16 protein-coding genes are annotated in these 19,370 nt (G+C 65.3%); 3 read left to right on the top strand and 13 right to left on the bottom strand.

Going from position 1 to position 19,370, the window contains the following annotated elements:
• The first annotated feature begins 74 nt into the window (after positions 1-74).
• Positions 75-815: a tetratricopeptide repeat protein gene (locus BM193_RS05480; RefSeq protein ID WP_092796003.1), complete on the top strand. Its 741-nt coding sequence runs from the start codon at positions 75-77 to the stop codon at positions 813-815.
• A gap of 52 nt (positions 816-867) precedes the next feature.
• Here the strand turns inward: BM193_RS05480 and BM193_RS05475 are convergent, their stop codons facing one another.
• The 12 genes from BM193_RS05475 to BM193_RS05420 all read right to left on the bottom strand — a co-directional run bounded on the left by BM193_RS05475 (position 868) and on the right by BM193_RS05420 (position 16,499).
• Positions 868-1,866 carry a hypothetical protein gene (locus tag BM193_RS05475; protein ID WP_092796001.1) on the bottom strand — a complete coding sequence of 333 codons (999 nt, stop codon included), beginning with the start codon at positions 1,864-1,866 and terminating at the stop codon, positions 868-870.
• A 131-nt stretch (positions 1,867-1,997) separates the two neighbouring features.
• On the bottom strand, positions 1,998-5,114 hold the full coding sequence (locus BM193_RS05470; RefSeq protein WP_092795999.1) for an efflux RND transporter permease subunit: 3,117 nt from the start codon (positions 5,112-5,114) through the stop codon (positions 1,998-2,000).
• A gap of 9 nt (positions 5,115-5,123) precedes the next feature.
• Positions 5,124-6,290 (bottom strand): efflux RND transporter periplasmic adaptor subunit, encoded by a 1,167-nt coding sequence (locus tag BM193_RS05465; protein WP_092795998.1) that lies wholly within the window; start codon positions 6,288-6,290, stop codon positions 5,124-5,126.
• 13 nt (positions 6,291-6,303) lie between these two features.
• Entirely contained in the window at positions 6,304-7,758 is a 1,455-nt protein-coding gene (locus tag BM193_RS05460) for an efflux transporter outer membrane subunit (RefSeq protein ID WP_254785850.1), read from the bottom strand.
• Positions 7,748-8,485 (bottom strand): CerR family C-terminal domain-containing protein, encoded by a 738-nt coding sequence (locus BM193_RS05455; protein ID WP_092795994.1) that lies wholly within the window; start codon positions 8,483-8,485, stop codon positions 7,748-7,750. Before BM193_RS05455 ends, BM193_RS05460 begins: the two co-directional genes overlap by 11 nt.
• A 406-nt stretch (positions 8,486-8,891) precedes the next feature.
• A complete protein-coding gene (locus tag BM193_RS05450) occupies positions 8,892-10,253 on the bottom strand; it encodes a hybrid sensor histidine kinase/response regulator (RefSeq protein ID WP_092795993.1) in 1,362 nt (453 codons plus the stop codon).
• Between the two features lie 142 nt (positions 10,254-10,395).
• Positions 10,396-11,130 carry a 2OG-Fe dioxygenase family protein gene (locus BM193_RS05445; RefSeq protein ID WP_092795991.1) on the bottom strand — a complete coding sequence of 245 codons (735 nt, stop codon included), beginning with the start codon at positions 11,128-11,130 and terminating at the stop codon, positions 10,396-10,398.
• 119 nt (positions 11,131-11,249) lie between these two features.
• Entirely contained in the window at positions 11,250-11,738 is a 489-nt protein-coding gene (locus BM193_RS05440) for a DUF6702 family protein (protein WP_254785848.1), read from the bottom strand.
• On the bottom strand, positions 11,735-14,110 hold the full coding sequence (locus BM193_RS05435) for a M1 family metallopeptidase (RefSeq protein ID WP_092795990.1): 2,376 nt from the start codon (positions 14,108-14,110) through the stop codon (positions 11,735-11,737). Before BM193_RS05435 ends, BM193_RS05440 begins: the two co-directional genes overlap by 4 nt.
• 165 nt (positions 14,111-14,275) lie before the next feature.
• On the bottom strand, positions 14,276-14,737 hold the full coding sequence (locus BM193_RS05430) for a MarR family winged helix-turn-helix transcriptional regulator (protein WP_092795988.1): 462 nt from the start codon (positions 14,735-14,737) through the stop codon (positions 14,276-14,278).
• Between the two features lie 104 nt (positions 14,738-14,841).
• Positions 14,842-15,660, bottom strand: a complete 819-nt coding sequence (locus BM193_RS05425; protein ID WP_092795987.1) for a sugar phosphate isomerase/epimerase family protein — start codon at positions 15,658-15,660, stop codon at positions 14,842-14,844.
• The gene (locus tag BM193_RS05420; protein ID WP_092795985.1) at positions 15,660-16,499 is read right to left on the bottom strand and encodes a phytanoyl-CoA dioxygenase family protein; all 840 of its coding nucleotides are present in this window, start codon (positions 16,497-16,499) and stop codon (positions 15,660-15,662) included. The genes BM193_RS05425 and BM193_RS05420 overlap by 1 nt, the downstream gene beginning before the upstream one ends.
• A 109-nt stretch (positions 16,500-16,608) precedes the next feature.
• Between BM193_RS05420 and BM193_RS05415 the strand changes: the two genes are divergently transcribed.
• On the top strand, positions 16,609-17,568 hold the full coding sequence (locus tag BM193_RS05415; RefSeq protein WP_254785847.1) for a LysR family transcriptional regulator: 960 nt from the start codon (positions 16,609-16,611) through the stop codon (positions 17,566-17,568).
• Here BM193_RS05415 and BM193_RS05410 read toward each other — a convergent pair.
• Positions 17,561-18,631 carry a M29 family metallopeptidase gene (locus BM193_RS05410; protein ID WP_092795982.1) on the bottom strand — a complete coding sequence of 357 codons (1,071 nt, stop codon included), beginning with the start codon at positions 18,629-18,631 and terminating at the stop codon, positions 17,561-17,563. The two genes, BM193_RS05415 and BM193_RS05410, sit on opposite strands and share 8 nt — an antisense overlap.
• A 298-nt stretch (positions 18,632-18,929) precedes the next feature.
• On the opposite strand from BM193_RS05410, the gene BM193_RS05405 reads away from it, so the two are divergent.
• Positions 18,930-19,349, top strand: coding sequence for a hypothetical protein (locus BM193_RS05405; RefSeq protein ID WP_092795980.1), 420 nt, complete (start codon positions 18,930-18,932; stop codon positions 19,347-19,349).
• Positions 19,350-19,370: the final 21 nt, after the last annotated feature.

Below are 19,370 nucleotides of genomic sequence, written 5' to 3'. Positions count from 1 at the left end.
AGTGTAATATTCTCATCAGGGAAAGCGGCGGCATGGTGCCGGCCGCTCCCGTCACGAATGAACGAGGTTGAAGCATGACGATTTTTGGCATAGGCATCCACATCCTGATCGCGGTCTTCTTTGCGATTCACGTGGTGCGCAACGGGCAGCAGCTGTACTGGCTGCTCATTTTATTCATGTTCCCGCTCTTGGGCAGCGTGGTGTATTTCTTCGCCATCTACCTGCCCAATTCGCGCCTGCCGCAAGGCGCGCGCAAGGTGGCGTCGGTGGCCGTGCAGGTGCTCGATCCGAACCGCGAGTTGCGCGAGGCGAAAGCCGCCTTCGACTACACGCCGACGGCGCAGAACCAGATGCGCCTGGCCAGCGCGCTGCTCGAAGCGGGCAACCCGCAAGAGGCGGCAGCGACGTATGAAGCGTGCCTGCAGGGCGCGTTTTCATCTGACCTGGAAATCCGCCTGGGCGCGGCGCGCGCCTACCTGGAGTGCGAGCGGGGCGCCGAAGCGCTGACGCACCTGGCATTCATCCGCCGCAGCGACATCCATTTTCGTCCCGAGATGGTGTCCCTGCTGACGGCGCGCGCGCTGGCGCAAAGCGGGCGCCAGGCGGAGGCGAAAGCGGAATTCGACGATGCGCTGACGCGCTACAACAGTTTCGAGTGCCGCGCCGAATGCGCGATCTGGGCGCTGCGGCAGGGCGACAAGGTATTGTCGGAACGCCTGCTGCTCGATATCGACAGCGCCATGGCCCGCTGGAGCAGCCATACGCGCGACATGTATGCGCCGCTGCTGGCGCGCCTGGAGGCGGCGCGCAAGTAGCTCGCTTGCGTGGGGTCGGACCCGGCGGGTCTGGCCCCAGGGTCTGGCCCCATTAAATACCCGGCACGGGATTCTTTCCTTCGACCAGCTTATAGCCCTTGCCATCGAAGGCATAGCGCGCGTGGCCATTCAAGGGCGTGGCGATGCGCGGCGGGTCCTGGTCCGGCTTGACGGTGGCGCCGGGCTTGATCTTCTCGGAAGAACCCTTGAAGTCGATCAGCAGGTCGTCGTAGGCGCCGCCGTCGCGCGCGGGTGCGAAGCGCCAGCTTCCGTCGACCAGCCAGCATTCATCCATGTCCGGCGTGCAGGCGCCCATATTGTCCGAGTACAGGTCGATGCCGCCATCGAGCGCCGTGACCTTGCCATCGCCGATTTCAAACAGCGCCAGTTGCGTGATCGTGTAGCCCTGGCCCGTGTAGCCATGGCGGATCGCCAGGCCCGGCTTGTTCGCCCCCAGCGTGACCCAGTGGACTTCCCCAAGCTGCCCCGATGAACCGAGGGCGGCGATGTTTTCCAGCCGTTTCACGACCTTCCACTGGCCATCGCCCGGCTGGCCCTTGGGCGCCAGGAAAAAGACGTTCAGCAGTCCTGATGACGCGTGCGCCGATTCGGCCGTGCCTTCCGTGTTGGCCGTCTCCGCATTCGCCACCAGGATGGCGCGGCCATCGGGCAGCACCTTGTGGCTGACGGCGCTGACCACGTAACTGAGCTTGTCGATATGCTTGTCCGGGTCGGGCAGGTCGGCCAGCGCATCGTCGCTGTCGTCGCGGTATTCCTTGCCGAAGACGGCGCGCATCATGCCCGCTTCGCGCTCGCGCGCCTCGGGCGTGTTCATGTCTTCCGTCTTGGCTGCGGTGGCGACGGGCGGGCGCACGGCATCAGATGCTGCGTCCGATGCGGCCGATGCGGCATCGTCGGCGCTGGCAGGCGCGCTGGCGGCCACGTCGGCTGCCGAGTCGGCCACGCTGGCGCTGGCAGGAGCGGTCTTGTTCGAACAGGCGCCGAGCAGGCTGGTGGCCAGTAGCAGGGTGAGCGGGGTGCGGTAATTCATAGGCAGGGCAGAATGCGTTCATGGAGAATGGGCGCAGTATGCCAGATAGATGGAAGCGAGGGAGCGCGGCCTGTTGGCCGCCGCCTCGCTTCCTTGCCCGCAGGGGGCGATTTTGCCGTTTGCCGTGGCGCTTACTTTTCCAGCACCACCGCGTCATCGCGCCGCGCCGGCGCCTTGTGTCGGCGCAGTTTCGCCATGCCGCGCTTGAGCAGGTGCTCCAGGTCGTCGATGTAGGTGAAGACGGCCGGCACCACCAGCAGGCTCAACAAGGTCGAGGTGATCAGGCCGCCGATGACGGTGATGGCCATCGGCGAGCGGAAGCTGGGATCGGCGCCCCAGCCCAGCGCCAGCGGCATCATGCCGGCGCCCATGGCGATGGTCGTCATCAGGATCGGCCGGCTGCGCTTGTGGCAGGCGTCGACCAGCGCGTCGAAGCGGTTCATGCCCGCCTGGCGCGCCAGGATCGCATAGTCGACCAGCAGGATCGAGTTCTTCGTGACGATCCCCATCAGCATGATCAGGCCGATCATCGACGGCATCGACAGCGCGCTGCCCGTGATCAGCAGGGCCACGAAGGCGCCGCCGATCGACAGCGGCAGGGCCGCCAGGATGGTCATCGGCTGCATGAAGTCCTTGAACAGCAGCACCAGCACGCAGTAGATGCACAGCACGCCGATCAGCATGGCCAGGCCGAAGCTGGCGAACAGCGAGGCCATTTCCTGCGCGTCGCCCAGTTCGGCGATCTTCACGGCAGGCGGCAAGTTCTTCATCGACGGCAGCGCGCGCGCTTCCTCGTTCAATTCGCCCAGGGTGCGCGAACCGAGTTCCACGTCGAGGGTCACGTTGCGGCTGCGGTTCAGGCGGTCGATCTGCGCCGGACCGCTTTCCATCGTCACGGTGGCCACGTTCGCCAGGCGCACAGGGCCATTCTTGCCGGGCACGGTCAGGCGTTCGATGGCGGCCAGGTCGGCGCGCACGCTGTCGGGCAGCTTGACGCGGATCGGCACTTGCCGCTCGGGCAGGTTCATTTTGGTCAGGTCCGTATCGTAGTCGCCCGCCGTGGCCACGCGCACGGTTTCGCCGATGGCCGCCGCCGTCACGCCCAGGTCGGCCGCCCTGGCAAAATCGGGCCGCACGATGATTTCCGGGCGCACGAGAGACGCGCTGGAATTGACGTTGCCGATGCCTTTCAGGCCGCGCAGTTCGCGCTCGACCTTTTGCGCCGCTTCCATCAGCGCCACCGGGTCTTCCGAACGCAGCACCAGCTGCATCTTGACGCCCGTGTCGGGCGGTCCCACCGTGAAGCGGGCGCCGGGAATCGCATCGAGCTTGTGGCGCAGCTGCGTTTCCAGGCCGGCCATCGATTCCTTGCGGTCGGTGCGGTGCACGGTGGTCAATGTCAGCACGGCGCGGCGCGCCTCGGCCGCCGCGCCGGGGGCGAAGGCGTCGCCGCTGGAGCCGCCGCCGATCGAACTGAAGACGCCCTGGATGCCGGGAATCTGCATGGCCGCATTGCGCGCCATGGCCGCCACGGCCTGGGTTTCCGCCAGGGTGGAGCCGGGTGGCAGTTCCAGGTTGATCTGCGTCTGCGCGCGGTCGGCGGCCGGCACGAAGCCCGTCGGCAGCAGCGGCACGAGCAGGATCGAGCCGACAAAGAACAGGGCCGAGGCGATGGCCGTGATGCCGCGGTGCCTCAGGCACCAGCGCATGACGGTCAGGTAGCGCGTCATCAGCCAGCCATCCTTTTCTTCCTTGTGCGGCAGCGGTTTCAAGATGTACGCCGCCATCATCGGCGTGAGCAGCCGCGCCACCACCAGCGACGCCAGCACGGCCAGCACGGCGGTCCAGCCGAACTGCTTGAAGAACAGGCCGGGAATGCCGCTCATGAACGCCGTCGGCAGGAACACGGCGACCAGCGCGAAGGTGGTGGCGATCACCGCCATGCCGATTTCGTCGGCCGCTTCCATGGCCGCTTCCATCGGCGACTTGCCCATGCGCAGATGGCGCTCGATGTTTTCGATTTCCACGATGGCGTCGTCGACCAGTACGCCGACCACCAGGGCCAGCGACAGCAGGGTGACGGTGTTGAGCGTGTAGCCGAACCAGTAGATGCCGAGGAACGCCGGCATCACCGACAGGGGCAGGGCGGCGGCGGCCACCAGGGTGGCGCGCCAGTCGCGCAGGAACCACCACACCACCAGCACGGCCAGCAGCGCGCCTTCGTACAGCAGCTCCATCGAGCCGTCGAAGTTTTCCTCGACGGGGAAGGCATTGTCGATCGACTGCTGCAGCACCACGCTGGGGTTTTCCTTCTGCAGGTCGGCGATGGCGGCGCGCGCGCCCTTGGCGACGGCCACTTCGCTGGCGCCCTTGGTGCGGAACACTTCGAAGGCGACGACGGTCTTGCCATCCTGCTCGGCCAGCGCGCGCGGCTCGGCGATGGTGTCGCGCACGGTGGCGACCTGCTCCAGGCGCACGTGGCGCCCGTCCGGCAGGGGAATGTCGATCTTGGCCAGTTCATCGGCCGTCTTGACGGTGGCGATGGTGCGCACCGACTGTTCGGCGCCGCTGACGTCGCCCCGGCCGCCGGGCGCTTCGCGCTGCACCAGCCGCAGCTGGCGCGACACGTCGAGCGCCGACACCTTCAGCGCCGCCATGCGCGCCTCGTCGAGTTCCACCTGGATCTCGCGGTAGACGCCGCCCACGCGGGTCACGGCGCCCACGCCGGGCACCGTCAGCAGGCGCTTGGCCACCGTGTTGTCGACGTACCAGGACAGGTCGGGCGCATCGAGCGGATTGTCGACGCCGGGTTTCGCCGTGGCGATGAAGGTCAGCACCACGCGCCCGGCCGTGGACGCCTTGGTGACGGTGGGGTCGCGCAGCTCGGCCGGCATGTCCGCCTTGACGCGGGCGACGGCGTCGCGCACGTCGTTGACGGCTTCGGCGATCTGCTTTTCCAGGATGAATTCGACGGTCACCGTGACCACGCCATCGAGCACCTTGGTATAGATGTTTTTGACGCCTTGCAGTGTGGCGACGGAGTCTTCGATCTTGCGCGCCACTTCCGTTTCCAGTTGCGCCGGCGCGGCGCCCGGCAGCACGGCGCTGACGGTGACGATGGGCAGTTCGATGTCGGGGAAATCCTGCACCGGGTTGGCCTTGTAAGCCAGCAGGCCGGCCAGGGTCAGCAGCGCGAACAGCATGATGGCCGGGATCGGGTTCTTGATCGAGAGGGAGGAAAAATTCATGGCCTCTCCTTACTTTTTCGCTGCCTGGGCGACGGCAGGCCTGGCCGGTGCCGGAGCCTGCACATTGCGAACCAAATCACCGTCATTGAGGAAGCCGGCGCCGCTGACGACGATGGTGGTGTCGGCCGTGATGCCTTTCATGATCTCGATGCGGTCCGTCAGCCGGCGTCCCGGCTGCACCTTGATCTGGCTGACGCGCTGGTCGGGATTGAGGCGGAAGACATAGCTGAAGCCATCGCGCACGGCGATGGCCTGCTGCGGCACGGTCAGCGCGCCCGACGTGCCCAGTTCGAATTCGCCGCTGGCGTACATGCCGGCCTTGAACGGCGCGTTCGTGCCCGTGCTGGCCGGCAGGTCCACGTAGACGAGGGCCGAGCGCGTTTGCGGATCGACGGTGGGGGCGATCATGCGCACCTTGCCTGTGAGGACGCTGCCATTGGCCGCCTTCACCTGCGCCAGGGTGCCCGGCTTCAGGTTCAGCAGCTCGGTGGCCGTCACCTCGGCGCGCCATTCCAGGCGCCCCTGGCGGATCATGCGAAACAGTTCCGTGCCGGCGCCCACCACGGAGCCGACGGTGGCCGAACGCGAGGAGATGACGCCGCTGTCGGGTGCCAGCACCTGCGTGTATTTCAGGCGCAGCTGCTGCGATGCCAGCTGCGCCTTGCTTGATGCGATGCGCGCGTTGGCCGTCTGTTCGGCCGTCAGGTACTGGCTGATCTGCTGCGCGCTGATGGCGCCCGTGCTTTGCAGCGAGCGGGCGCGCTGCGCGTTGGCGGAGGCTTCGGCGGCATTCGCCTCCGCTTCCAGCACGGCGGCCTTGGCTTGCGCCACGTCGGCGTTCACCGTGTCGTTCGAGAACACGGCCAGCACCTGGCCGGCGCGCACGACGTCGCCGACATTCACGCGGACCTCGGTGAGGCGCAAGCCGTTCGATTCGCTGCCGATGACGGCTTCCTGCCAGGCGGCCACGTTGCCGTTGGCGCTCAGCTTGATGGGCAGGCTGGCCGTCTGCGGCTTGGCCGTGGTGACGGTCAGCGCGGGCTTTTGCGTTGCGTTTTTATCTTTGGCCTCATCGGCCGCCGTGGACGACGGGGAGTACAGGGCCACGCCGGCGCCCAGCGCCAGGCAGAGGGTGGCCAGCGCGAGCGCCATCGGTTTCAGGGTCAGTCTTTTCATGTTGTCGTATCCGTCAGGGTGCGTTGTTGGCGATGGCGTTGGTGCTGCCGGTGTTGTTGCTGGCGCTGCCGCTGTTCCAGCCGCCGCCGGCGGCGCGGTACAGCGCTACCCAGGCGGCGCTGCGTTCGCGCTCCAGGTTGACCACCGTGTTTTCGGCGGCCAGGCGGGTGCGGCGCGCGTCTTCCAGTTCGATCAGGCTGGCCAGGCCATTCTTGTAGCGGTCCTCGGTGGCGACGAACGACACGCGGTAGCCTTCCAGCGCGGTTTTGGCATGCTCGCTGCGCTCGTCCGTGCTGGCCAGGTTGACCAGCGCCTCTTCCACTTCGCGCACGGCCTGGCGCACGCCGGCGCGGTATTTCACCACGGCCTCGTCGTAGCGCGCCGTGGCCGCGGCGATCTGCGCGCGGCGGGTGCCGCCGTCGAAGATGGGCAGGCTGACGGCCAGCGGGCCGATGCTCCAGGTGCTGGCCGTGATGCTGGTGCCGCCGCTGCGGATATTGCCCTTGCCGATGGAGCCGGCCAGGCTCAAGCGAGGATAGCGCTGCGCCTGCGCGCCACGCACTTCGAAGCTGGCGGCCGCCACTTCGCGCTCGGCGCTGTAGATGTCGGGCCGCTGGGCGAGGGTCTGCGCCGGCAGGTCCGCGATCGCCACGGGCGAGGGCGCAACAAAGGGGCTGGCGGCCAGCTTCTGGCGCAAGGCAGCTTCCGGCATGGCCGACAGGGCCACCAGGGCTTTCACGCTGACGTCGCAGGCGGCGCGCTGTTCGATGGCGCGGCTGGCGCCTTCGGCGGCGCTGGCGCGGGCCAGGGCGGCGTTGGCCGGCGGCTGGAAGCCGGCGCCGGCGCTCAGCTCCGTCAGGCGCGCCGAATCGCGGCGCGAGACGGCGTCCTGCTCGGCCACGCCCTGCAATTGCTGGCAGGCGCGCAAGGCGTAGTACTGGTTCGCCACTTCGGCGGCGACGGAGACGCGCGCGTCGTGCCACTGCGCGCGGGCGCTGTCGTAGCGTTCCTGCGCCGCGTCGCGCGTGGCGCGGTTGGCGCCAAAGACGTCGATTTCCCACGACGCCTGCAGGGCCGCCTGCGAGGTGGTGCCGCTCGGTTGCGATGATTGCTGGCTGGTGCGCACCACGCTGCCCGTGGCATCGAGGGTGGGCGCCAACGCGGCGCCGCTGGCCACCCTGTCGGCGCGCGCCTGCGCGATGCGCGTGCCGGCGGCGGCGATGGTGGGGCTGACCTGCTGCGCGTCGGTGATCAGTTCCACCAGCAGGCTGTCGCCCTGGTGCTGCCACCAGCTGGCCAGGTCCGTCAGGCTGCCGTTGTGCGGCAGCGGCGCCTGCCATTGCGCGGGCGCGCTGGCGGCCACGGCGGCGGGCGGCCCCTGCAGCGCGCAGCCGCCCAGGGCCAGCGCGATGCTGGCGGCCAGGGCGCGCTGAATGGCGTTGCGGCGAATCGTCATGCTAATCGTCATGCTGTTCCTTGTGCTTGTCGTTGAGCGGGTGGGGTGTGGAGGAGGGGGGCGCGAGGCGGCGGCGTTCCACCTCGGCCATGGCCAGCGCGTAGTCGGTCATGCGCGCCAGCCAGGTGTCGACGGCGTATGGCGTTTCCAGCAATTGCGGGCGCAGGGTCTGCAGCACCTCGGCGCCGACCATGTGCTGCAAGGCCAGCGAGGCGATGGAAAACGCCAGCCGGTGCATGTCGTCGCTGTTGTCCGGCGCGCCCAGGTGGCGCGCCAGCACGCGCGTGAGCGCTTCATGTTCGGGGCGGATATTCTGGTCGATCTCGCGCGCCCACAGGCCCGTCGGTTCGAGCATCTCGCGGCACCACAGGCGCATGCAGTCGCGCGCGATCTCGCCCTGCTGCATGGGCGCGAGCAGCTGCGCATAAAAGCCTTCCAGGCTTTGGCGCAGGCTGAAATGGGGCTGCTCGTACAGGGCGATATTGTCTTGCGGGTTGGCCGATTGCTGGGCGAACGCGGCGCGGTACAGGCCCGCCTTGTCGCCAAAATAATAGCGGATGGCGGCCGCGTTCGTGCCGGCCGCCTGCGCCAGTTCGCGCGTGGATGTCTTGGCGTAGCCCTGTTCGGCAAACAGGCGGATGGCGCTATGCAGCAGGCGCTCGCGCGACTGTTCGCCATCGGAACGGGGCTTGCGCCCGTCGTCGGCATGTGATGTATGGGAAATGTTTTTTTCAGTCATGCCCCAGATTGAATCACATATCTCAAACGATTGATATAACTAAATCACTTGATGTAGTTAATGTTCACATCTGGCCGATGTTTCATCATTTGGCGCCGCAACATCGAACCCAACCATTGCGAGCGGATGGGTATTGTGGCCGAGAAGCGCAGCCGTACTTCAGTACAGTATGGTGGGCATCGCCGGCCGCAAGGCGCACCGCGCAGCAGCTTGGGTTCGATGGCCACCAAGCAAAAAAAAGCCCGCGTACCTTGCGGCGCGGGCTGAATCCAATGTTCGGAGAACGAATTGGAGGAGACAGTTCTACTATAGCGCTAAAAATGGTGCAGTGCAATACAGTAGAACTACGGTGTCGATCTGTCTAAAATGCTAAAAAATCACAATTGCATGTTGCATCGCACAGCGATTACGCCTTGCTGCGCAGGGCCAGCGTAAATGTGCTGCCCGAGCCGTAGTCGCTGTTGAAGAACAGGGCGCCGCCGATGGCGTTGGCCAGGTTCTGGCACAGGTACAGGCCCAGTCCCGCGCCTTCCACGTGGCGCGTGGAGGTGGAATCGAGCTGCGAGAAGGCCTGGAACAGCTTGGCCTGGTCTTCTTCCTTGATGCCGGCGCCGCTGTCGGCGATGCTCATTTCCGTCACCTGCACGCCGTCTTCCTGGCGCTGGGCCAGGCTGATGCGCACCGTGCCCTGTTCCGTGAACTTGATGGCGTTGTTGAGCAGGTTGATGAGGATTTGCGTCAGCGCGCGGCGGTCCGTGTCGATGATGGCGGGCTTCTGGCTTGCCTCGCCCAGTTCGATTTCCAGCGCCAGGCCCTTTTGCTGGGCCAGCGGGCGCAGGGTGTCGGCCACCTCGGCCATCAGTTCCTGGCAGTGCACGGGTTCGATCGACAGGGTCAGCTTGCCCGCCTCGATCTTCGCCACGTCGAGGATGTCGTTGATCAGCGAGAGCAGGTGGCGCGCGCTGGCGCGGATGGTGTTGAGCTGCTTGTCCTGGTCGGCCGTCAGGGGGCCGGGCAGTTTCATCAGCAGCGCGCCGGTGAAGCCGATGATGGCGTTCAGCGGCGTGCGCAGTTCGTGCGACATGTTGGCGATGAAGGCCGACTTCATGCGGCTCGCCTCGGCCAGTTCCAGGTTTTTCAGGGCGATTTCGCGGTTGATGGTTTCCAGTTCGGCCGCGTGGTGCGCCAGGCGCATGTTCAGTTCGATCACCTGGCGTTCGCGCGCCTGCAGTTCGCCATTGACCTGCACCGCCTGCTCATAGGTGGAGATCAGCAGGTCGAGGATTTGCTGGCGTTCCGCATTGATGAAGTGCTTCTGGTCGCCCAGGTACAGGGCGATGCCGATTTCCACATTCTGGTTCTTGCGCAGCTTCTGGTTCATCAGCATGTGGCTGATGCGGTTGAGCAGATAGTCTTCCGCGTACGGCTTGCGGATGAAATTGTCGGCGCCGCACTCGATGCCGCGGATGATGTCCTTCGGATCGTTGAGCGAGGTGACGAGGATCACGGGAATGTCGCGCAGGGTCGGGTCGGACTTGATGGCGCGGCACAGGTCGTAGCCGTTCATTTCAGGCATGACGATATCGGACAGCACCAGGTGCGGCTTGCGTTCGCGGATGGCGGCCAGGGCCAGCTGGCCATTCGCCGCCACGCGCGCATTGTAGTGCAGCGACTGGATCAGGCGGCGCAAGCGCTCCGCCTGGGTCGGGCTGTCCTCGACGATCAGGATCTCGATTTCGTCAGGCTTGATTTGGTTGTTGGAGTCCACAGACCTCTCCTAGAATTCAGTATATTTGATGCTGGGCGCAGTGGGCGCGCAATATCGACATCCTGTGACTATATCGGATTTAGGTCTGTAAAAGTAACTTCCAAGTAACTATTTTGGCCCCAGGGAATGTCGGGGCCGCCGCTCAGTTCTCGCCCTGGAATTGACCAGCCCGGTACGTCAGCACCAGGGTGTCGCGGTGCCCATGCTCGCCGATGGGCTGGATCGGCGTCGACTCATGGATCACGGCCGCGTCGTCGAGCAGCAGCAGCGACCACGGCTCCGTCAGGGTGAAACGCTTGCCGTTGGGGCCATCGGCTTCGAAGATGCGCGTCTCGCCGCCCTTGATCTGCGCACGGCCGATCAGCAGCACGGCGACGAAGTCGACGCCATCGCGGTGCGCGCCTTCCGGCGTGGGGCGGCCGATGCCGTCGGTGGTATCGATGCGGAACTGGTGCGCCTCGATGAACCACGGCTGCTGCCCCTTCACCTGCGAGCAGGCGTCGCCCAGCGCGCGGATCAGCTGCTGCCAGGCCGCCTGCGCGACGATGGCCGGTTCCACCGGCTCGAACAGGCGGTGCATGCCGCCGTGCAGGGCGTTGTACTCGACCGGCTGCCAGTGCGGACGGTGCGCCGTCTGCGTCAGGCGCGCGCCATCCTGCACGAAGCATGAGTGGCGCCGGCGGCGGTAGCGGCCGCCATCCTTCAGGTAGTTGTCGAGCGCCAGGGTGTCCCAGCTGGGTTCGAGCGCGCGCAGCGCCTCCAGCGGACAGCCGGCCAGGGCGGCCACGTCCTGCGGGCGCAGCACGGCATAGCCGTCGTCGCGCAAGGCGTCCTTGACGTGGGACGGGTCGGTAAAGATCGGTGCGGAAGTGCTCATGGCGGTGCCGGCCGCGGCGCGGCCTGTCTCAGTTTATCCAGCCTGGCATTCTACGACTTCGCGGCGCTTCCTGTGCAGTGTCCGATAGGAATTATTCTTGTTTGCGCCAATTCCTTGATTTACCTGAGCGGCAGTTCCACATTCCGGCTGTCGAAAATGAGCGTCTGGATCTTGCCGCCATCCTGCACGTTGAGGGTGTTGCGCTGGCCGGGCAGGAAGTCGGTCAGCAACTGATGATGGATGCGCGTGCCCGGCGCCAGGCGCGTGTGTACGATTTCCTGGAAGATCACCACGTTGTCGGCATTGACCTTCATGCCGACCCAGTTGAGGCGCAGCCGCCTGCCGCCGGGCGCGAGGATATAAAACTGCTTCTCGACATAGCGGCGCAGGGCCGCCTCGCTGTTGTCCTGGCCCAGGTCGAACTGGCGCTGGTACCGCTGCGTCAGCAAGGCTTCCACGTCGTGGCCCGTGTAGGTGTGCACCACTTCCGTGCTGCCGCTGGCCGCGTTGTAGCTGACGTCCGCGATGCCCATGTGGTAATTGTGCGCGCCGGCCGTCAGGCTGGCGCCGGCCAGCACGATGGCCGCGAGCATGCGCCAGGGCGTCACGCTTCGTCGCCTGTGGCCGCTGCGGCGCCCTTGCCCTTCAGCGGCGTATTGAAGTCGCGCATCAGGTTATCCTTGGGCGACTTCTCGCTCTTGAACAGCTCCAGGCGCGATGGCGTGATCTTGCGCGGCCAGGCGTTGTTGCTGGTGTCGATGTCGGCCGTTTCCCAGTACGGGTCCTGCACCAGGCCCACCATCGGTTCATCCGTGATGACGACCTTGGTGATTTTCTTCGGCGAATAGCGCCACACTTCGGCCGGCACGCGCTCGACGTATTTTTTGCCGCTTTTCAGTTCGATTTCGAGGATCAATGGCATCACCATGCCGCCGACGTTCGACAGGTCGACCAGGTACAGGTGCTTGCCCTGCTTCAGCAGGTCCTTTTCCCACGGCTCCAGGCCGGCCAGCGTTTCGGCATAGCTGTTGCGGTCCTTGTTGGTGACGGTGAAATCGTCGTGCTGGTTGTAGAAATCCTTCAGCTCCGGATGCGCATCGACACGGCGCGGCATGCCCTTGTTGGCGCGGCTGGTGACGGATTCCGGCTGGGCGTCCTTCTGTGCCTTCTTCCAGGCCTTTTCCGTGTCCGGATTTTTCGAGCTCACGCCATATTCGCTGATGCCGTCGATGCTGATGTCGACCGGGTCGGTCGTGTAGAACCAGCCGCGCCAGAACCAGTCCAGGTCCGTGCCGGAGGCGTCTTCCATGGTGCGGAAGAAGTCGGCCGGCGTGGGGCGCTTGAATTTCCAGCGCTGCGCGTATTCCTTGAAGGCGTAGTCGAACAGCTCGCGCCCGAGGATGGTCTCGCGCAGGATGTTCAGGCCCGCCGCCGGCTTGGCGTAGGCGTTGTTACCGAACTGCAGCAGCGATTCGGAGTTGGTCATGATGGGCACCTGGTCGCGCGAACGCATGTAGTCGACGATCTCGCGCGGCTCGCCGCGCGAGGCCGGGTAGTTCTCTTCCCACGCCTGCTGCGCCAGGTATTGCACGAAGGTGTTCAGGCCCTCGTCCATCCACGTCCACTGGCGCTCGTCCGAGTTGATGATCATCGGGTAGTAGTTGTGGCCCACTTCGTGGATGATGACGCCGATCAGGCCATACTTGGTGCGCTTGGAATAGGTCAGTTCGCCCGTCTTTTTATCCTTGACGGGACGCGGGCCATTGAAGGAGATCATCGGATACTCCATGCCGCCCACGGGACCGTTGACGGAAATGGCCGTCGGATACGGATAGTCGATGCTGTACTTGTTGTACTGCTCGATCGTGTGCACGATGGCTTGCGTGCTGTATTTTTCCCACAGCGGATTGCCCTCTTTCGGATAGTAGGACATGGCCATCACATCGCTGCCACCCTTCTTGTAGCCCTGCGCATCCCAGATGAACTTGCGGCTGGACGCCCAGGCGAAGTCGCGCACGTTGGTCGCCTTGAAGTGCCAGGTCTTTTGCGCGCGGCTCACGGATTTCTCGGCCGCTTCCGCTTCCTGCTGCGTGACGATGATGACGGGCTTGTCGCTCGTGCGGGCCTGTTGCAGGCGCTGGCGCTGCGCGGCCGACAGCACGTCCTGCGGGTTTTGCAGCTCGCCCGTGGCGGCGACGACATGGTCCGCCGGCACGGTCAGCTGCACGTCGTAGTCGCCGAATTCCAGCGTGAATTCGCCCGAGCCCAGGAACTGCTTGTGCTGCCAGCCGGCCGCGTCGTAATAGGCCGCCATGCGGGGGAACCACTGCGCCACTTCGAACAGCGCGTTCTTGTCGTCGAAGACTTCATAGCCGGCGCGCCCGCCCAGCACCTTCTGTTCGTTGATGCGGTAATCCCAGTCGATCTGCAAGACGAAGTCCTGCCCCGGTTTCAAGGGCTGCGGCAGGTCGATGCGCATCATGGTGCGGTTGATGACGTATTTCAGGGGCTGGCCATCCGCACCGTTCAAGGCGCGGATATGGAAGCCGCCCTGGAAGTCGCCGCGCGCCAGGATGCCGCGCAAGCCTTCGAATTTCATCGTGTCGTCGCCCGCCGTCCTGGCCCAGGCCTGGCGTGACGGCGCCGTGGCCATGCGGCGCGCGTCGGAATCGGGCTTGTAGATGTTCTGGTCCAGCTGCACCCACAGGTAGCCGAGCGTGTCGGGAGACTGGTTGTGATAGGTGATGCTGCCGCTGCCGCTGATTTCGCGTTTGGCTTCGTCCAGGGTGGCGCGGATCGTGTAGTCGGCGCGCTGCTGCCAGTAGGCGTGGCCGGGCGCGCCGGACGCCGTGCGGTAGGTGTTCGGCGTGGGCAGCACTTCGTCGAGCTGGCGGAACTTGTCGTCGAAGGGTTCGGCGGCGAAGGCCGAGACGCTGAAGCAGAGAGCCAACGAGGCCACGGAACCGAAAGAAATGCGCATACCCACCCTGATATTGTTGTACGGAAATAGTGGCAACTATTCTATACGCAGGGGCGTGCCGGGCTTGTATCGATTTGTAATAAAGAAAGGCGAATTGTGCGCCAGGGTTTTCCAGGCGCAGCCTATGCCGTTAGGCGCCAAATTTTGCCTGGTGTAGCGGTGAAATCACTCACTTTTCATCAGGCTGTCGCGCAACTGGTTCAGCTGTTGTTTCATGTCCACAACTTGTTCCACGCTGCAGTGGCTGGCCGTCAGGATGGCTTCCGGCAACAGGGCCGCTGCGTGGCGCAGCTGGTCGCCTTGCTGTGTGAGGGAAATGATGACTTGCCGCTCGTCGCTGGCGGCGCGCGTGCGCGTCAGCAAGCCCGATTGTTCCATGCGCTTGAGCAAGGGCGTCAGGGTGGCCGAATCGAGGAACAAGCGCTCGCCCACTTCCGACACCGTCAGGCCGTCGCGCTCCCACAGCACCATCATCACCAGGTATTGCGAGTACGTGAGGCCCAGCTTGCGCAAGAGCTTGCGGTACAGCTTGTTCATGGCGAGCGAGGTCGAGTACAGCGCAAAGCACAGCTGGCTATCCAGGCGCGGCACCTGGTGCAGCGGATTGGGGGAGGTGGTGGTATCCATGGGGAGAGTATATATAGCGCGCTACTCAATTGCAAGCGAGTGAGCGGCGCGGCTGCCGCGCTGCCGCGCAAGGCACCGGACTGGTGGATCCGGTGCCCGAGCCGCTATGGCGCGTAGCGCGCGCGCAGCAGCTGCAGCATGGCGACGTTCTGTTCCCATGCATCGCTCACGGGTTGCTGCGTCCAGGGCAGGGTTTGCGTGTATGGGGCGGGGCCGAATTCCGGCGTGAACGTCATGCGTTCGGCGCCGGCCGCGCGGCGCAGGGCGACGATGGCATCCCACCAGGCCAGGTGGGCGTCCAGCGCGGCCTTGGCTTCCGGCGCGCGGAAGTCGGCCACCTGCGGACCCTGCGCATGGCCCACGCGCGCATGCACGTGGCGCACCAGCGGCAGCACTTGCGCCAGCGTGTGCGGCTGGTCTTCCAGCAGCGATTCGCAGGCGCAGCACCAGTGCGACAGGTCGGCCGTCAAGGGCAAATCCGGGTATTGCGCCAGGTACGGCAGCAGCAGCATCGGGTGGCCGGAAAAGCGGCTGCGGTGGAGCTCATGCACGATGGGCACGCCGTGCTTTTCCGAGATGGCGGCGGCCAGGTCGATCAATGCCCCGTTCTGCGCCTGGGTATAGTAATCCTTGCCCGTGTGCGTGTTGACCAGCACGGGGCGCGCCAGGCAGGCGTTTTCCAGCAGTTCGGCCAGGGCCGCGCGGTGCAGCTCGAAGTCGCTGTGGAAGACGGTTTCCCACTGCGCGGCGATCAGCTGCAGTCCTGCCTTGGCGATGCGGTCCGTCCATTCCTCGCGCAGGGCCGCGTCCAGCGGCAGCGACATCTCGATGCCGTCGAAGCCTGCCGCCGCCACCCTGTCGATGAAGACGTCGGGCGCCAGGTCGTTATTGCCCCAGTGGGCGGCGAATACCTCGATGCGCATCAGACGAAGCCCCGCACGGGGAACGCCGCGTGGCGCTGGATCCAGTTATGCGCCGCGTACTCGGTCTGGCCGTCCGTCGCATGCAAGGTGTAGGCGTGGCGCGAGACGGGCGAGCGGTTTGGCGCGCTGTAGTGGGGCAGCAAGCCGTGGAAGCAGACGAGGGCGCCCGCCTTCACTTCCAGCGGCACGGCCGTGCTGTCGTCGGGCCAGGGCATCGTATCGAGTTTTTCCACGCGCACGGCGTCGCCGTCGCGGATGAAGCGTTCGCGCAGGGGGCCGCGGTGGCCACCCGGTTCGGCCCACAGGCAGCCGTTTTCCAGGGTCGCGTCTTCCAGCGCGAACCAGAAGGTGGTCACGCTGATCGGCGTGGTTTCAAAATACGTGGCGTCCTGGTGCCAGCGCACTTCGCCGCCGATGCCGGGCTGCTTGAAGATATACATCGATTGCCATACCTGCGCGTCCGCCAGGCCCAGGTCGCGCGCCACGGCGGCCAGTTTCGGATCGGCCGAAAAGCTGCGGAAGACGGGATCCAGGTCGTGCATGGCGTGGCCGATCTTGTTGATCGACAGCGACTTGGCCTGTTTTAATTGACCGTCCGGGCCGAACGCCTCTTCCTCGAAGAAGCAGCGGATGGTGTTGTCGGACGCGAGAAAATAATCATTGGTGTTCTTCGCCTGGTCGCGCGTGGTGAAGATCGACTGGCTGACGCTGGGATCGAATTCGTTGACAATCTGCTCGGCGCGCGCGCGCAGGGCGGCGATTTCGTCGGCGCCCTTGAAATCGGGCAGGATGAGGTAGCCGTCGCGCTGGTATTGTTCTTGTTGTGATTTATTTAGCATGGCGGCGGCTCCGTAAGTAGAAAGAAGCCGTCATTGTAGGACGGCCGATGGGTGCAAACAATCGGCAGGCGGTTGACAGATTGTCGCCAAAACGCAGACAATCTTTGACATGGATCAACTAAAAGCGATGGAAATCTTTGTCGAGGTGGCGCGCCAGCGCAGCTTTACGGTGGCCGGGCAGCGCCTGGGCCTGACCCGGGCCATGGTCAGCAAGACCATCATGCAGCTGGAAGAACGCCTCGCTGCGCGGCTGCTGCATCGCTCCACGCGCGAAGTGAGCTTGACGGACGCGGGCCGCGCCTACCTGGCGCCGTGCATGGCCACCGTCAGCCAGGCGCAGGAAGCGGCGCGCATGGTGGCGCACGTGGCGCAGGCGGGCGCGGGGGCGGAGCTCGCCGGGCCGCTGCGCATCCAGGCGCCATCGAGCTTCGGCAGCGCGTGGCTGGCGGACGCCGTCGCCCGTTTCAGCCTGCTGCACCCGCAGGTGCGGGCCGAGTTGTTTGTCGACGATGCCCTGCTCGACCCGATACGCCACGGCTTCGATTTGACGATACGCGTGGGCGGCATCCCGGACAGCAGCGCGCTGGCCATGCGTCCGCTGGCGCCGTGCCGCGCCGTGCTGTGCGCCAGCCCCGCCTACCTGGCGCAATGGGGCGTGCCGCAGACGCCGCAAGACTTGTTGCAGCACCAGTGCCTGCATTTCAGCCACCTGACCGATGGCACGAACTGGCATTTCCAGCGTGGCGAGGGAGATGAACGCGAGGAGGTCAGCGTGCGCGTGCAGGCGGGATTTACGGCGAATAACGGGCTGGTGCTGCACCAGGCGGCGCAGCGGGGGCTTGGCATCGTCTACAGCACCACGTTCCTGGCCTGGCGCAATCTGCTCGATGGCAACCTGCAGCCCGTGCTGTCCGACTGGGACCTGCCGTTGAATCACTTGAGCGCCCTGTATCCGGCCAGCCGGCAAATGTCGCCCAAGGTACGCGCGCTGATCGATTTCCTGGTGGCCGAATACCAGCCCGTGCCGCCGTGGGACAGCGAGCTGGCGGCCGCCGGATTTTTTAGCTGAAGGCGACGGGTTCCACCGTCCACGCGCCATCGGCGTACACGCGCTCGTCGTCCAGGTAGACGGCTTCGGTGACGGCGAAGATGTCCACGTGGTAGCGCGCATCCTTGCGCTTGAATTGCGGTTTCGTGTAGACGCCGTGCTTGGCGCCCAGCGACAGGTGGATGCCGCACATGCGTTCATACGTGCCGATGTCGTTGACCAGCTGCTCGCGCGAAAAGGCGCGGTTCATGCCGAAGCCCAGTTCGCGCACCCACACTTCGCCCTCGTGCGCGCGGATGATCTCCAGCATGGCGGTAAATTCCGGCGTGGCGTGCTCCGTGCCAGTCACGCGGCCTTTTTCGATGATCAGGGTGATCGGCGTGTCGGGGCGGTTGACCATGAAGTGCGTGTCGCCAAAGACGAAGATGCGTACGCGCCCGTTGACGGCTTCCAGGTCCTGCGCTTCCGTAAACACTTCGCCCAGGGGGAACTGGCCGCCGATATTGTTCATGCCGCGGTAGTCGCCGATATTCAGCTTGGCCGACTCGAAAGGCGAGGCGAAGACCAGCTGTTCGCCGCCGCTATCGACCATGCCGTGGCGCGCCGTGTCGATGCGCGCCTTCAGCGCATGGCCCACGCCGCGGTAATACGCCGGGTCGTAGGCCAGCGAGGCGATGTAGTGCAAGCCCTGCACGCCGGGCATGCGCGACAGGTGCACGTGCTCGATGACTTTCAGGCCCCGCTTGAACAGCTCGATGCGGATGCGGAACGCTTCCAGGCGGAAGCTGGTCGACTGGATCAGCACGACCAGGCTGCCGGCCGGCAGCTCGGCAAACGCGGCCAGCACGGCCTCGGGCGTGACGTCATCGAAATCGATGAAGGTGGCGTCCGGCAAGGCCTGGCGATACGCTTCCGTCAGCACCACATTGAGCCAGCTGCGCTTGTCGCAGACGACCAGCGCCGGTTCATCCGGGCGGTGGCAGATGGCCATGGCCAGCAGGTCGGCCACGTTGTGCGCGGCCACTTCGGTGGCGGCGGCGCTGATGGCGTCAAGCCGGCTGGTGTCATTTTCGGGAAGCGTCATGGTGCGGAAGTCTTGGGCGGGTGGGTTGAGCGTCTGTAAACACGGCATTATAAGGCGATTGCCCCGGGCGCCACCATTCCCCATCCGACGGAGGCCGGCGGCCGGCGCCGCTGATCTTGTGTAGTGCCACATGGCAATGTATTATTTGACAGATAGCTTGCCAGCGAGCGTGGACGCGCTCTGGCGCGGCGGCACAGTCCGCTTAACCAGGCGTTTCCAGCGAGCGGTATCAATACAACAGGCCGACAGGCCAGGACAAGAGCGTGATGCGATGAGCATAATTGGACAGGATATTCCCATGGAGCGGCCCGATACGGATGGGCGTGCCGCTGTGTTCGTTCCCGTGCCGGGCGTCAAGGAAGATGTCTTGCTGACCATACGCAAGGGCGCGGCCATCGTCGGCTTCGCCAATCATGACCGCACCATCACCGTCTATTTTGAAAGCAACCGTTTCGACGACCCCGTGCTGGCCAAGTGGGAGCACAAGGCGCGCAAGGCGTATGACCGCCTGGTCGACAATGCGCCGACCGTGTCGAAGCTGACCACCAGCCCCGCCAATTTCGAGCAGATCGGCTACATCAATGGCAAGGGCATCACCATCCGCCGCATGGACAGCCTGCAGCGCTGGCTGGCGTACTCGGATGCCATGGCGTCGTGCCCGGAAACGGAGATTATTGCGCGCACGGTGATCGCGAAGCCTGATAGCGTCAAGGTGTAAGCGCCTGGCGCGCGTGCATGC

This window comes from Janthinobacterium sp. 344 (assembly GCF_900112025.1).
In the GTDB taxonomy this organism is placed as follows: domain Bacteria; phylum Pseudomonadota; class Gammaproteobacteria; order Burkholderiales; family Burkholderiaceae_D; genus Janthinobacterium.
The sequence above is the reverse complement of the archived record's forward strand: the minus strand, read 5'-3'. Positions and strand labels throughout refer to the sequence as shown.